Here is a 14,444-nt window from a genome sequence, read left to right on the forward strand (position 1 = left end):
GTTATATGCTTTTTAGTGGATTGGTAAATGAGCATAAAATGGAGGCGTGAACATGGTTGACCGTATCAAACGCTCGGTAGCGAATCGGAACGCTGATGTGTTCGTGCGCGCCGATTTCAAGCCCTTTGGCAGTCCAGCCCAAGTGAGTCGAGCCCTTGCTGACCTGCAAAGAGAGGGCGCGTTGGTGAAGCTGGGGTTGGGCGTGTACGCCAAGGCCAAACGAAGCGTGTTGTCGGGCAAACCCATTCCCGTCAAGCCGCTTGAAGTCCTGGCACCCGAAGTGCTCAAGAAGCTGGGTGTGGAGGTGGGGGCGTCTCGTCAGACTCGCGAGTACAACGCGGGAGGCAGCACCCAGGTCCCGGCGGGGATCGTTGTCAGCGTGGGCAAACAACGCATCCAGCGCAAATTGGGGTTCAACGGCAAGCTGGTCGACTATGAGCGCACATGAGGCGGCTGGCCAAAGAACGTGCCGAGCTGATCGAGGCGTTGGTGGCCGAAGCCGATCTGGGCAGAGTCACTGCCGGTCTCTTGGAAAAAGACGAGCATTTGACGGATGCGCTCCGCGCTGTGTTTGCGCTGGAGTTTGACTGCGTGCAGCTTGTTTTTTGCGGCGGCACCAGCCTGTCCAAGGCGCACCGGCTGATAGAGCGCATGTCTGAAGACGCGGACATCAAGGTCGTGCTCACGCCGGCAGGTCGCCAGTTGAGCCGCACGCAGCTTCGCCGCTATCTCGGCCACCACATGCGTCCGCGGGTCGTCCGGGCGCTCTCTGACATCGGCTTGGTCGAGGAGACTGACAAAGCTGTCACCTTCAACGAGCACCGCTATTTGCATAGCCAGTGGATGTACGAACGCAATCACCAAGTGGCCACTGGTCTTCGACCAAACCTGCAGCTTGAGTTGGTCTTGAGCGCGCCCGCGCTGCCGGTCGAGACGGCCTCCATTCATGCGTTGGCGGATCGCTTTGCTGGCCAGGTTGACGCTTCATTCGAGGTGGCCGCGATGTCGGTGGCAGAGACGCAATCCGAGAAGGTGCTCTCCTTCTTGCGTCGCTTTGCTCAGCATCGTTCGGGGCAGATGCAGCGGCCTTGGGACACGGCGCTCGTGCGCCACATCTACGATGTACATTGCATTTTCGTGCGCAGTCCAGAGCTTGTGGCCGTGAGCGCCTCCGCCTTCAACGCCCTCATGCAACGCGAGGTTGCCGACTTCGGTCAGCAGCAGCCGGACTTTGCGGCACGGCCGCTGCAGGTGCTCACGCGTGCCCTCGTACAGGTGGCCGACGACAAGCAGACGCGAGCCGAATACGCGCACAACCTCTTGCCTTTGGTGTATGGCGACTACCGACCTCATTTCGAGGCGGCGTTCGCATCGTTCGATAGGGTGGCTCGATCACTGCTCAGCGCCGCCGGCTGAGTCGACATCCGGTTGGCGGCCTAGGGGAGCTGGCGGCCACGGCGACTCCCTCCGGTCATGCTTCGCATCACAAGGTTTGAACGCTCCCCAGAAACGACAACGGGGCCCCACAGGGCCCCGTCGACGGGGTCATGGCCAGGACGTCAGACCGTCCCCCTTGGCTTACTTCGCAAAGCTGTCCCGCAGGCCGGTGATCTTGTTGAACACCGGTTGGTCGCTGCGATGGTCGACGCGGTCGGCCACAAAGTAGCCGTGGCGTTCGAACTGGAACTTCTGGTCCGGCTGCGCCTGGGCCAGCGACGGCTCCAGGTAGCCTTGCACCACGCGCTTGGCGTCCGGATTCAGCAGATCCAGGAAGTTGCGTTCGCCGGCATCCGGTTGGGCTTCGGTGAACAGGCGGTCGTACAGGCGCAACTCGGTGGCAATGCCCTCGTGGCTGCCGACCCAGGTGATCACGCCCTTGACCTTGACCGCATCCGCCCCCGGCGTGCCGCTCTTGGTGTCGGGCACCAGCTTGGCCAGCACCGCGGTGATGCGACCGTCGGCATCCTTCTCGCAGCCGGTGCATTCGATGATGTAGCCGTACTTCAGCCGCGCCTTGTTGCCCGGATAGAGCCGGTGGTAGCCCTTGGTCGGGACTTCCAGGAAGTCCTCGCGCTCGATCCAGAGTTCCGGGCCCAGGCTGAACTGGCGCGTTCCCAGTTCGGGCACATGCGGATGCGCCGGCGCCTGGCAGGGCTCACGGTGGTCCAGCGAGCCGAAGATCTCGGCATAGTTCTCCAGCTTCAGCCGCACCGGGTCCAGCACCGCCATGGCGCGAGCGGCCTTGCCCTCCAGGTCGGCGCGCAGGTAGCCGTCCAGCACCGAATACTCGATCCAGGCCGTGGTCTTGGAAGCGCCGGTGCTCTCGACCATCGCGCGGATCGACTCCGGCGTGTAGCCGCGGCGGCGCATGCCCACCAGCGTCGGCATGCGGGGATCGTCCCAGCCGCTGACATGACCGTCCTCGACCAACTGGCGCAGCTTGCGCTTGGAGGTCACGACATAGGTCAGGTTCAGGCGGCCGAACTCATACTGATGCGGCAGCGGCCGGGCGAGCAGGCCGCCCTGGGCCAGATGCTCCACCAGCCAGTCGTAGAACGGCCGCTGGTCTTCGAACTCCAGCGTGCAGATGCTGTGGGTGATGCACTCCAGCGCGTCCTCGATCGGATGCGCAAAGGTGTACATCGGGTAGATGCACCACTGGTCTCCGGTGTTGTGATGGGTCGCGCGGCGGATGCGATAGAGCGCCGGATCCCGCAGGTTGATGTTGGGCGACGCCATGTCGATCTTGGCGCGCAACACCATCGCCCCGTCCGGATGCTGGCCGTCGCGCATTTCGCGCAGCCGGGCCAGGTTCTCGTCGGGCGAGCGGTCGCGGAACGGGCTGTTCTTGCCGGGCGTCGAGAAATCGCCGCGGTTGGCCCGCATCTCGTCGGGCGTCTGCTCGTCCACATAGGCCAGACCTTGCGTCACCAGATATTCCGCGCTGCGGTACATCAGGTCGAAGTAGTCGCTGGCGTAGAAGAGATGGTTGGCGGTGGCACCGCCAGCGCTGCCATCGGCGCTGGGCGCGGCCGACTCCCAGTTCCAGCCCAGCCAGGCCACCATCTCCTTGATGGCGTCCACATACTCCTGCTCTTCCTTTTCAGGATTGGTGTCGTCGAAGCGCAGGTGGCAGATGCCGCCGTAGTCGCGCGCCAGGCCGAAGTTCAGGCAGATGCTCTTGGCATGCCCGATGTGCAGGTAGCCGTTGGGCTCTGGCGGGAAGCGGGTGCGGATCTTCGCCGGGTCCAGCGGCCCGGCGGCATGGTGGGCCGCGTCGCCCGGCGAGCCGGCGAAATGGCGCGCCGGCTGGAAACCCTGCTCCAGGTCGCGCTCGATGATGGCGCGCAGGAAGTTGCTGGGCTTGACGGTTCCGTCCGTCTTGTCATGCGCGGCGGCGCCTTCGGTCTTGTCGTGGCTGGCGGACATCGGTGGAAAGTGTGCGGAAGAGGCGGGCGATTCTACGTGTCTCGCCTCCTCGTGCACCGCAGGGCCATTGCCGGGGCGCGGACGCCTGACTGGTCGAGCTCAGAGGGCCTTGAACAGGTGGGCGTACATCCGGCTGACCGCCAGCTTCTCCGGCCGCTGCCGAAACTTCAGCGTCAGGCGCCCGGATTCATCCCGGACCACCCGATCAATGGCATCCACCTGCACGATGTGACCGCGGTGCACCTGCCAGAAGCGGGCAGTGTCCAACTGCGGCAGCAATTCGCGCAGGGAGATCCGGACCAGGTACTCCTGCTCGGCCGTCAGCACGCGCACATATTTGTCGGCGGCCTCGAGGTAAACGATCTGGTCCACCGGCAGCATCACGATGCTGTCGCCCACGCCCACCTGGAGATGTCGCAGCAGCGGGCCCGAGGCGGACGTTGCCGACCCGGCGTTCGCCCCGACCGCACCGGACGGCTCGTTCGCCAGCGCCGTCGCCCGATCCGCACCGCCGGCCGACGCCAGCAGGCCGCGCAATTGCGCCAGCGCGGCGTCCAGCGCCTGGGGGGCGGGCTGGCGCTGCGACAAGGCGGTCTGCAGTCGGCCGACGGTCTGCGACAGCCGCTCCCGCTGCACCGGCTTGAGCACATAGTCCACCGCCGCCCGTTCGAACGCCTGCAGCGCGTACTGGTCATAGGCGGTGACGAAGACCAGCAAGGGGAAGGGTTTGTTCTGCGGCCATTCGTCGGCCAGCACGGCTGCCGCCTCCAATCCGGTCAGCCCGGGCATGCGGATGTCGAAGAAGCAGATGTCGGGCTGGTGCTTCAGCGCCAGATCGACCGCTTCCTGACCGTGGCTGGCCATCGCGGAGATCTGCAGCGCCGGCCACAGGGTCGTCAGTTCCTGCCGCAGATGGGCGGCGAGCAGCTCTTCGTCTTCAGCGATCAGGGCAGTGGGCATGGCGCGGTCCTGGAATGGGCATTGAGGGGGTGGAGAAAGGGAGCGGTGTCAGCGAAACGAGCTGGGTCACACGGAGGAATCGACCCAAGCGAAGCACGCGAAGCAAGCCTGAGGGCGCACGCCGGTGCATCTCCCGCGATCAAGCGGCCAACGCCTGGCGCGGAATGCGAATCCGGGCGCGGGTCCCGCCCTCCGGCCGGGCGCTGAGTTCCAGCGTGGCAGCCGCGCCGAAGGCGACGGCCAAGCGCTCGCGCACCTGCTGGGTGCCGAACCCGCCGCCCGGCGACGGGCTCGCTTGCGGATCCAGGCCGCGACCATCGTCATCGACCTCCAGGATCAACTCCGCCGCCTCCACGCGTGCGCCGATGCGCAGCAAGCCCCCGCCCACATGCGGTTCCAGGCCGTGCTTGATGGCGTTTTCAGCCAAGGGCTGCAGCAGCAGCGGCGGCACCGGGATGTCGCTCAGCGCCTCGGGCAGGTCGAACTCGAATCGCAGCCGCGAGCCCATGCGCACCTGCATCAGCGCCAGGTAGTCGCCCAGCCGGGCGAACTCATCGCCAAGGGCATGGCGCTCGGACCGGGATGCCGACAGCGTGGCCCGCAGGAACGCAATCAGATGGTCCAGCATCGCCTGGGCCCGCTCGGCATCCATGCCGATCAACACCCGCAGGTTGGCCAGCGTGTTGAACAGCATGTGCGGTTCCAACTGGGATTCCAGCAGGCGGAGCTGGGTTTCGGCCGCCTGGCGCCGGGCGAGCTCGGCCTTCGCTTCGGCCGCGGCGAGGCGGCTGCGGCCGAGGAAGAACAAAGTCAGCGCCACCCCAGGGAACAGCGAGAACAGCATGCCGCCGAGGGCGCGTCGCCAGTTGCTGTTCAACAGGCCGCGCTCCTGGAAGCCCGTCACGAAGTTAGCCATCTCCACGCCCAGGCTGTAGCCGACCAGAGATCCGAGCAACAGACAGCCCAGCATCAGCGGCCAGCCCGGCCAGTCATATGGACCATCAACCGGCCAGCCGAAGTAGCGCCGCACCCGCCAGCGAATCCAGCCCACGACATGGCGAAGGGACTGGCAGCAGAACGAGCAGGCCAGTGAGATGAAGAAGCAGTAGATGAACGTGGGCTTCCACCGTTGTCCAAACACCGTCACCAGGAAGAGCGTGATGATGGTGGCAATCAGGACGATCAGCCCGAACTGCACGAGTGCCCAACGGCCGGCGTCGGCCATGGTGGGCAGGCGGAGGCCGCCGTGGGTGGGTGTGGCGCTGGGCGGCACTGGGGTGGGGCGTGGAAGCGGGGTCATGATGTGGAAGGCGATGTCCAGGGTGCGACCATGCGACGCGTGGCGGTGGGGTTGACGCCCCCGTGCCGGCCAGTCGGTTCCAGGGGAAGCTGTGGTGCCCTCGAAGCGCCAGCCGCTGGGCCGTTCTGGCGCGCCTTGTGAACGCAATGAACGCCCGCGCTGGCCGCTTTACGACGGCGGTTCAGGCCAGGGCGGCGGACGCTTCGCGGGACGAGCCGCTGCGCAGCACCGTCAAGGCACGTCCCAGGAACAGGCCGCCGAAGACGCCGAACAGCAGGCTGAAGCCGTCGGCAAAGAGCGTCTGCTGCGCCAGCGCAGGATGCAGCGACAGGCTCATGCCGACCGCGAAGCGGCTGCAGAAGATGCCCAGCATCACCGCCAGCGGCCACCAGCTTCCCGGCACGAGGAAGTGGCCGGCGGCGCTGTCGAACCGGGCGCCCCGCGGCCAGCCGGTGGCACGCACCAGCACCGCGCCGATCGCCACACCCGCCGCCCAGGCCAGCAAGGCCGCCCCGGAGCCGCCGAAGCTGCTGCTCACGCCCCAGGCGCCGAAGCACAGCCAAGCCGCCGGCAGCATCCACAGTCGGGTGCGGCTCATGGCCTGCGGGCGGCTCTGGCGACGGCCCATGACCAGGATGAAGATCAGGATGATCCAGACGAAGGTCGGGATGTGGCGCAGGAGGGTGAGCAGGTCGGGGGTGGTGTGCATGTCGGGCTCCGGTGGTCGGTCGGCTGTGGAATGGAGCCGACTGTGCGTGCCCCCGCCACCGCCGCCCAGCGAGGCGCGACGAGATGCACCCGACCGGCGCCAGCGGTGGCCGGTGAGCGCGAACGGATGTGGATCCGCCCGACCGATGCGGTCGCCGACGCCCGGGGCAGGGCGGCAGGTCGACCGAACGGCCGGGACGCATGTCGCCCGGCGTCTCAGCGTCGCTTGGACCGCGAACCGCCGCCGCCCAGCAGGCTGCCCAGGACGCCGCGAACGATTTCCCGGCCGACCGACGAGCCGATCGACCGCAGCGCCGATTTGGCGGCCGTCTCCGCCAGGCCTTCGCGCCGGCCGCCGCGCGGTCCGGTGCTGCCGAACAGGACATCCTTGAGGCCGTCCAGCATGCCGCCGCCAGCTTCCTGGGGCGCGGGTGCGTCGGCCGTCGACGTGGGACGACCGGTACGAAAGGCGGCATCGGCCTCGTCCGCCATCGAGCCGCCAGCCGGGCCAGATGCCTTGGCGCCGGGCGCCGACGGCGTGGCGGCAGCGCGACCGGTCAGTCGCTCATAGGCGGATTCCCGATCGATCGTCTTTTCATAGACGCCCGCCACCAGCGATCCATCGATCAAGGCCCGGCGCTGTTCCGGCGTGATCGGGCCGATCTGGCTGCCGGGTGGCAGCACGAACACCCGCTCGGTGATGCAGGGCCGGCCTTTTTCATCCAGCAGGCTGACCAGCGCTTCACCCACGCCCAGCTCGGTGATGGCCATCGCGATGTCCAGGCCGGGCTTGGGCCGCATGGTGTCGGCGGCGGACTTGACCGCCTTCTGGTCGCGCGGGGTGAAGGCCCGCAGCGCATGCTGCACCCGGTTGCCCAACTGTCCGAGCACGGTGTCCGGAATGTCCAACGGGTTCTGGGTCACGAAATACACGCCCACGCCCTTGGACCGCACCAGCCGCACCACCAGCTCGATGCGTTCCACCAGCGCCGCCGGGGCGTCCTTGAACAGCAGATGGGCTTCGTCGAAGAAGAACACCAGCTTGGGCTGGTCCAGATCGCCCACTTCCGGCAAGGTCTCGAACAGCTCGGACAGCATCCACAGGAGGAAGGTCGCATACAGCCGAGGCGCCGCCATCAGCTTGTCGGCGGCGAGGATGTTGATGACGCCCCGCCCGTCGACCGTCTGCATGAAGTCCTGGATGTTGAGCATCGGCTCACCGAAGAACTTGTCGCCGCCCTGAGTCTCGATCTGCAGCAGCCCGCGCTGGATCGCGCCCACGCTGGCGGCCGACACGTTCCCATACTGGGTGGTGAACTCGCTGGCGTGGTCGCCCACGTGCTGCAGCATCGCCCGGAGGTCCTTCAGGTCCAGCAGCGCCAGGCCGTGGTCGTCGGCGATCTTGAAGACCATCTGCAGCACGCCGGCCTGGGTCTCATTGAGAGCCAGCATGCGCGACAGCAGCAACGGGCCCATGTCGGAGACGGTGGCGCGCACCGGATGGCCCTGCTCGCCGAAGACATCCCACAGCGTGGTGGGGCAGGCCAGCGGCGGGGGCGCCTCAATGCCCCGGTCCTTCAGGACCGCCAGCAGTTTGGTCGAGGCGTGGCCGGCCTGGGAGATGCCGGTCAGGTCGCCCTTGACGTCCGCCATGAACACCGGAACCCCCAACTGACTGAAGGATTCGGCCAGTTTTTGGAGACTGATGGTCTTGCCGGTGCCGGTCGCGCCGGTGATCAAACCATGCCGATTGGCCAGTGCCGGCAACAGCTGGCATTCGGTGTCGCCGTGGCGGGCCAGCAAAATGGGGTCGGCCATGCGGGAGCCTCCAGAGGCAAAAAGCTAAAATCGCAGTCTAACGAAGCATCAACAACGCCGGCCCGGAGTTTTTCCCGGGCCGTCGTCATAGGAGAACCAGGACATGGCAGGGCATTCCAAATGGGCCAATATCCAGCACCGCAAGGGCCGCCAGGACGAAAAGCGCGGCAAGGTCTGGACCCGTCTGACGCGTGAAATCATCGTGTCGGCCCGCGCCGGCGGCGGCGACATCAACATGAACCCGCGCCTGCGCCTGGCGATTGAGAAGGCCAAGGCCGCCAACATGCCGGCCGACAACATCAAGCGCAATGTCGACAAGGCCACCGGCAACCTCGACGGCGTGACCTATGAGGAAATTCGCTACGAAGGCTACGGCATCGGCGGCGCGGCCATCATCGTGGACTGCATGACCGACAACCGGGTCCGCACCGTGGCCGAAGTGCGTCACGCCTTCTCCAAGTACGGCGGCAACCTGGGCACCGAAGGATCGGTGGCCTTCCAGTTCAAGCATTGCGGCCAACTGGTGTTCGCGCCCGGCACGTCCGAAGACAAGGTCATGGAAGTGGCCCTGGAAGCCGGCGCGGAGGATGTGGTGACGGATGACGATGGTGCCATCGAGGTGCTGACCGCCCCTGGCGACTTCGAGACCGTCAAAAATGCGCTCGAAGCCGCCGGTTTGAAGGCGGAAATTGCCGAAGTCACCATGCGCGCCGAGAACACGATCGATCTGGCCGGCGATGATGCGGCCCGTATGCAGAAGCTGCTGGACGTGATTGAAGACCTGGACGATGTCCAGGAGGTCTATCACAACGCCAGCCTGGATCAGTAAACGGGCCTGACCGCGCCCGCGAGGCGACCGGTCCGGTCGGGTCCATTGATGGATCGATTGATCGTTTGATTGATTGATCGACCGACCGACCGACGCCGGCCCGCGAGTGCGGCCCACCATGTGCGCCCCGCAAGGGGCGCTGAGGACGAGCGGCCCGATGACGGCCGTGAGGACGACAAGGAAACACAATGAAGGTCCTGGTTCTGGGCAACGGCGGGCGCGAACATGCGCTGGCCTGGCGGCTGGCGCAGGGGGAGCGCGTCAGTCAAGTGTTCGTGGCGCCTGGCAATGGCGGCACCGCCCGCGATTCCAAGCTCAAGAATGTCCCGATCACCGACGTGAAGGCGCTGGCCGACTTCGCGCAGGAGCAGAAGATCGCGCTGACGGTGGTCGGCCCCGAGGCCTACCTGGCCGCCGGCGTGGTGGACGAGTTCCGCGCACGCGGGCTGCGCATCTTCGGCCCCACCAAGGCGGCGGCTCAACTGGAGTCGTCCAAGGCGTTCGCCAAGGCGTTCATGAAGCGCCACCACATTCCGACGGCGGCCTACGACACCTTCACCGACGCCGCCCAGGCCCATGCCTATGTGGATGCCCAGGGCGCGCCCATCGTCATCAAGGCCGACGGCCTGGCCGCCGGCAAGGGCGTGGTGGTGGCAATGACGCTGGCCGAAGCGCATGAGGCCATCGACTGGATCCTGGCGGACAACAAGCTGGGCGTGGTCCACAACGAGGGCGGCGCCCGCGTGGTCATCGAGCAGTTCCTCGAAGGCGAGGAAGCCAGCTTCATCGTGCTGTGTGACGGCAAGAACGTGCTGCCGCTGGCCACCAGCCAGGACCACAAACGCCTGCAGGACGGTGACCAGGGTCCTAACACCGGCGGCATGGGCGCTTACTCGCCGGCGCCGGTGGTGACGCCCAATGTGCATGCGAAGGTCATGCATGAAATCATCATGCCGACCATCCAGGGCATGGCCCGCGACGGTTCGCCCTTCACCGGCTTCCTCTATGCCGGCCTGATGATCGATGCCCAGGGCCAACCGCGCACGGTGGAGTTCAACACCCGCATGGGCGACCCCGAGACGCAGCCCATCATGATGCGGCTCAAGAGCGACCTGTTCGAGGTGCTGATGCACGCCACCGATGGCACGCTGGACCAGGCCGAGCTGCAATGGGACCGCCGTGCCGCGCTGGGCGTGGTGATGGCCGCCAGCGGCTATCCGCTGTCGCCCCGCAAGGGCGATGCGATCACCGGCCTGCCCGAGGACGCTGAGGATGCGATGGTCTTCCATGCCGGCACCACGCTGCAGCCGGACGGCCACCTGGTGACCAGCGGCGGCCGCGTGCTGTGCGTGACGGCATTGGGCGAAGCGGTGCGCCATGCGCAGCAACGGGCCTACGGTGCGCTGACGTCGATCCAGTTCGACGGCAAGCAGTACCGCCAGGACATCGGCCATCGGGCGGTGAAGCGGTAAGTCGGCCCATCGGCCAACAACCGGCCAACCGACTTAGGCATCAATCCGCCATGCGGCCATTCAGCCCATCGGCAAAGTGATCCATCGATACAGCGATCCATCGATCAAGCGGTGAAGCAGTGAATCCTCGCCAGACCTCCGAGCGCGACGCAGACCAGCGTCCATCCGCGGCCAATGATGCGGTGGCCCTGGCCGAGAGGTCACCGCCCGATCCTGGGACCGCCGCCGTGCGTGCGGTGGCCTCGGCTGCAAAAGCCGCTGCCCCGGCCTGCGCCGCTGCGGCGGGGCCGCGGCGGTGGACCGGCCCGCTCGTCACCCTGACCGGTGGCAGTGCGATCGCGCGCTGGCTGATGCGGCTGGCCGGTTGGAAGATCGCGTTCAACGGGCTGCCCGGGCGTCAGGGTGTGGTGATGGTCTATCCACACACCTCGAATTGGGATTTTCCGATCGGGGTGTTCACCAAATGGAGCCTGGGCTTTCGCCTGCGCTTCTGGGCCAAGGACAGCCTGTTCAAGCTGCCGATCGTCGGCCACTGGATGCGAGGCATCGGCGGCGTGGCGGTGAACCGCCGCGAGGCCACCGGCCTGGTGGGCCAGACGGTCGAGCAGATCCGCCAGGCCCGCGCGCGTGACGACTGGTATTGGCTGATCGTCGCGCCGGAAGGCACCCGCGGGTATGTGGACAGCTGGAAGTCCGGCGCCTATCACGTGGCCGTGCAGTCCGGCGTGCCGGTGGGGCTGGCGTCGTTCGACTATGCGACCAGGACCGTCGTGTTCACCGACTTTGTCGAGGTCAGCGGCGATGCGGACCGGGACTTTGCGCTGTTCGCCGAGGTGCTGCAGGGCCGTCGGGGCAAGCATCAGGACCAGGCCGGCGCGATCCGGTTGCGGCGCTGAGGACGATCGTCGGATCGGCCCGGGATCCATCGGCTGTCCGGCGTGCGAGGCGGCCAGGTGGTGGCCGATTCCACCGCGCAGACAGGGCTTCCGTGGTGCGGCGCGTCCAGGCGGCGGCCGGCTCGCCGGCGATCTGCGCGTCCCCCAAGCCGATGCCGAGGGCCATGCGCAGCCCGATGCTACGGGCGATGGCGCGGTGAGGGCGATCGGCGATCGGCGATCGCTCGCCCACAACGGCGGGGGATGATGTCCTTCCCACGTGCGTCGAACGCTCCCATCCACGCGCCACGCAGTGCCCGCCCACGACCGGTTTCTTCCCCGATTCCGGTGGACGGCGCGGTGAAGAGACAATCGCGGGTTGTCGGTACGATGAGTCCGATCCAGGATGCCATTGCCAGCGACTTCCCAACCCCCCCAACACAGCCTGAAAGACAAGACGAGGTGCATGCGATGAACACGCAGTTGGTGCGCGACTACCTGCTCGGCCTGCAGCAGCGGATCGTGACGACGCTCGAGCGGCTGGATGGTCAATCCTTCCTCACCGACGCCTGGGAGCGCGAACCCGGCGGCCGGCTGGAAGGCGACGGCCGGGTGCGGCTGATCGAGAACGGCTCGGTCTTCGAGCGAGGCGGGGTGAACTTCTCCCATGTGCGGGGGCGGGTGTTGCCGCCGTCGGCCACGGCGCATCGGCCGGAGCTGGCCGGGGCGCCGTTCGAGGCGATGGGCGTGTCGCTGGTCCTGCATCCCCACAATCCGTTCGTGCCGACGGTCCACATGAATGTCCGCATGTTTGCGGCGCTGCCGGTCAACGGCGAGCCGGTGGTGTGGTTTGGCGGCGGCATGGACCTGACGCCGTATTACGGTTTCGAGCGCGATGCACAGCATTTCCACCGCACCTGCCGCAGCGCCTTGGAGCCGCACGGCGCCGAGCTCTATCCGCGTTTCAAGACTTGGTGCGACGAGTATTTCTATCTGAAACACCGCAACGAGCCGCGCGGCATCGGTGGGGTCTTCTTCGACGACTATGCGGAGGGCGGCTTCGATCAGGCCTTCGGCATGCTCCAATCGGTGGGTGACGCCTTCATTCCAGCGTACGAGCCGATCGTCGAACGTCGGCACGGGCTGGCCTATGGCGAACGGGAACGCGCCTTCCAGGCCTATCGACGAGGCCGGTATGTCGAGTTCAACCTGGTGTTCGACCGCGGCACGCTGTTTGGCCTGCAGTCGGGCGGGCGCACCGAATCCATCCTGATGTCCATGCCGCCGGTGGCGCACTGGCGCTACGACTGGGCGCCGGAGGAGGGCAGTCCGGAGGCGCGGCTGTACAGTGACTTTCTCCGTCCGCGCGATTGGGCGGATGAAACGGCCAGCCATCTGTGGTTCTGATTCAATCCGCAGCACGGCCTGAGCGGGCCGCCAGACGGTGACCAGCCCCTTGAAAAATGTCGCGCGGGCGGCCATGGAGGCGGCGCAGGCCAAGCGCCGCGGGCTGGCCGATGCGGCAGACAGTGAGGCGGCAGGCGCTGGGGCGGCAGGCAATCAGGCGGATGCGGGCCCGGCTGCGCGCGCGCGGCAGGTGGGCTGGTTCGGAGGCTCCTTTGATCCGGTGCATCTGGCCCATCGCGCGTTGGCGCAGGCGGCACTTGATCAGCTCGGGTTGGACGAGGTGCGCTGGGTGGTGGCGGGCCAGCCCTGGCAAAAGGCGGGCCGGCAGTTGGCACCGGCTGAAGATCGGTGGGCGATGGTGCGGCTGATGACGGCGGACGAGCCGCGTTTCGTGCCGGACGACCGGGAATTGCGTCGCAGCGGGCCGAGCTATACGCTGGACTCGGTGCGGGGGTATCAAGAGGCATGTCCCGACGATCGGCTCTGGCTGATCCTCGGGCAGGATCAGTTGGCCGGCTTGCCGAGCTGGCGGGGGTGGGAGGAATTGATCGTGCGCATGGGGCTGGCGGTGGCCGCCCGCGCACAGGACGAGATTCAGGCGCCGCAGGCGCTGCTGGCGCGGCCGCATCGGCTGCACCGGCTGGCGATGCCGGCGCTGCAATGGTCATCCACCGAGGTCCGCCGACTGGCGGCCACGGGCGGGGACGTGAGGCCCGTGGTGGGCGAAGAGGTGACCGGTTATATTGCCCGGCACCGTCTCTACAGTGAGAACTGAATGGACATCAAGAAACTGCAACGTGCCATCGTCGATGGTCTGGAAGATGTGAAGGCCCAGGACATCCAGGTCTACAACACCGAACATCTGTCGCCGCTGTTCGAGCGCGTGATCATCGCGTCCGGCACGAGCAACCGCCAGACCAAGGCGCTGGCCTCCAGCGTGCGGGAGACGGTCAAGAAGCGCGGCATGCAGGTCATGCGCACCGAGGGCGAGGACAACGGTGAATGGATCATCGTGGACTGCGGCGCGGCCGTGGTGCATGTGATGCAGCCCGCCATCCGCCAGTACTACCACCTGGAAGAACTCTGGGGTGGCAAGCCGGTGAAGGTGAAGGTCGGCAGCGGCGAGACGCGCCTGGTCAAGGCCTCCGAGCCGATGGACGAGGACGACGCACCGGCCAAGCCGGCCAAGAAGTCCGCCGCCAAGAAGGCCGTCGCCAAGGCCGCCGGCACCGCCGCCGCGCCCGCGGCCAAGCGCGCGCCCACTCGGGCCACCGGCACCAAGTCCGACGCCGCCAAGGCGCCGGCGAAAACCGCCGCCAAGGCGGGCGCAGCCAAGCCGGCGGCCAAGTCCGCCGGCAAGACCGCAGCCAAGCCTGCTGCCAAGCCTGCTGCCAAGAAGGCCGCCGCCAAGCGCGTGATCGATCGCGCACCGGTGGCGCAGACGGTGAAGGTCAATGCCAAAAAGCCGGTAGCCAAGCCAGCCGCCAAGACCGTGACGGCCAAGCCGGCCGCCAAGGCCGCAGCGAAGCCGGCCGCCAAGCCAGCGGTGAAGCGGCCTGCAGTGAAGGCAGCCAAGTCGGCAGCCCGTCCGGCTGCCAAGAAGACCACCGTCCAGACCGGCACCAAGTCCAAGGCGAAGGCCTGAG

General features: G+C 67.0%; 13 protein-coding genes. 8 read left to right on the forward strand and 5 right to left on the reverse strand.

What is annotated here, in order from left to right; translation table 11 throughout:
* The first annotated feature begins 46 nt into the window (after nucleotides 1–46).
* Nucleotides 47–448: a DUF6088 family protein gene (locus N4261_RS08345; RefSeq protein ID WP_261759698.1), complete on the forward strand. Its 402-nt coding sequence runs from the start codon at nucleotides 47–49 to the stop codon at nucleotides 446–448.
* A complete protein-coding gene (locus N4261_RS08350; protein ID WP_261759699.1) occupies nucleotides 445–1,416 on the forward strand; it encodes a nucleotidyl transferase AbiEii/AbiGii toxin family protein in 972 nt (323 codons plus the stop codon). The genes N4261_RS08345 and N4261_RS08350 overlap by 4 nt, the downstream gene beginning before the upstream one ends.
* A gap of 162 nt (nucleotides 1,417–1,578) precedes the next feature.
* Here the strand turns inward: N4261_RS08350 and N4261_RS08355 are convergent, their stop codons facing one another.
* The 5 genes from N4261_RS08355 to N4261_RS08375 form a co-directional block, all read right to left on the reverse strand.
* Complete coding sequence (locus N4261_RS08355) at nucleotides 1,579–3,429, reverse strand: glutamine--tRNA ligase/YqeY domain fusion protein (RefSeq protein ID WP_261759700.1); 1,851 nt, start codon at nucleotides 3,427–3,429, stop codon at nucleotides 1,579–1,581.
* Nucleotides 3,430–3,528: 99 nt separating this feature from the next.
* Complete coding sequence (locus N4261_RS08360; protein ID WP_261759701.1) at nucleotides 3,529–4,389, reverse strand: LytR/AlgR family response regulator transcription factor; 861 nt, start codon at nucleotides 4,387–4,389, stop codon at nucleotides 3,529–3,531.
* Between the two features lie 139 nt (nucleotides 4,390–4,528).
* The gene (locus tag N4261_RS08365; RefSeq protein ID WP_261759702.1) at nucleotides 4,529–5,689 is read right to left on the reverse strand and encodes a sensor histidine kinase; all 1,161 of its coding nucleotides are present in this window, start codon (nucleotides 5,687–5,689) and stop codon (nucleotides 4,529–4,531) included.
* A gap of 181 nt (nucleotides 5,690–5,870) precedes the next feature.
* The gene (locus tag N4261_RS08370) at nucleotides 5,871–6,398 is read right to left on the reverse strand and encodes a DUF6622 family protein (RefSeq protein WP_261759703.1); all 528 of its coding nucleotides are present in this window, start codon (nucleotides 6,396–6,398) and stop codon (nucleotides 5,871–5,873) included.
* Nucleotides 6,399–6,613: 215 nt separating this feature from the next.
* The gene (locus N4261_RS08375) at nucleotides 6,614–8,215 is read right to left on the reverse strand and encodes a helicase HerA-like C-terminal domain-containing protein (protein WP_261759704.1); all 1,602 of its coding nucleotides are present in this window, start codon (nucleotides 8,213–8,215) and stop codon (nucleotides 6,614–6,616) included.
* Nucleotides 8,216–8,318: 103 nt separating this feature from the next.
* Between N4261_RS08375 and N4261_RS08380 the strand changes: the two genes are divergently transcribed.
* The 6 genes from N4261_RS08380 (at nucleotide 8,319) to rsfS (ending at nucleotide 14,443) form a co-directional block, all read left to right on the forward strand.
* Nucleotides 8,319–9,044: a YebC/PmpR family DNA-binding transcriptional regulator gene (locus tag N4261_RS08380; protein ID WP_261759705.1), complete on the forward strand. Its 726-nt coding sequence runs from the start codon at nucleotides 8,319–8,321 to the stop codon at nucleotides 9,042–9,044.
* 188 nt (nucleotides 9,045–9,232) lie between these two features.
* Entirely contained in the window at nucleotides 9,233–10,516 is a 1,284-nt protein-coding gene (gene purD / locus N4261_RS08385; protein ID WP_261759706.1) for a phosphoribosylamine--glycine ligase, read from the forward strand.
* Nucleotides 10,517–10,635: 119 nt separating this feature from the next.
* On the forward strand, nucleotides 10,636–11,412 hold the full coding sequence (locus N4261_RS08390) for a 1-acyl-sn-glycerol-3-phosphate acyltransferase (RefSeq protein WP_261759707.1): 777 nt from the start codon (nucleotides 10,636–10,638) through the stop codon (nucleotides 11,410–11,412).
* A 450-nt stretch (nucleotides 11,413–11,862) separates the two neighbouring features.
* Entirely contained in the window at nucleotides 11,863–12,798 is a 936-nt protein-coding gene (hemF, locus tag N4261_RS08395; RefSeq protein ID WP_261759708.1) for an oxygen-dependent coproporphyrinogen oxidase, read from the forward strand.
* 49 nt (nucleotides 12,799–12,847) lie between these two features.
* Entirely contained in the window at nucleotides 12,848–13,573 is a 726-nt protein-coding gene (gene nadD / locus N4261_RS08400) for a nicotinate-nucleotide adenylyltransferase (protein ID WP_261759709.1), read from the forward strand.
* Nucleotides 13,574–14,443 carry a ribosome silencing factor gene (rsfS, locus tag N4261_RS08405; RefSeq protein WP_261759710.1) on the forward strand — a complete coding sequence of 290 codons (870 nt, stop codon included), beginning with the start codon at nucleotides 13,574–13,576 and terminating at the stop codon, nucleotides 14,441–14,443.
* The last annotated feature ends 1 nt before the right edge of the window (nucleotide 14,444 follow it).

Origin of the sequence: Roseateles amylovorans (genome assembly GCF_025398155.2) — a bacterium.
GTDB lineage: Bacteria > Pseudomonadota > Gammaproteobacteria > Burkholderiales > Burkholderiaceae_C > Roseateles > Roseateles amylovorans.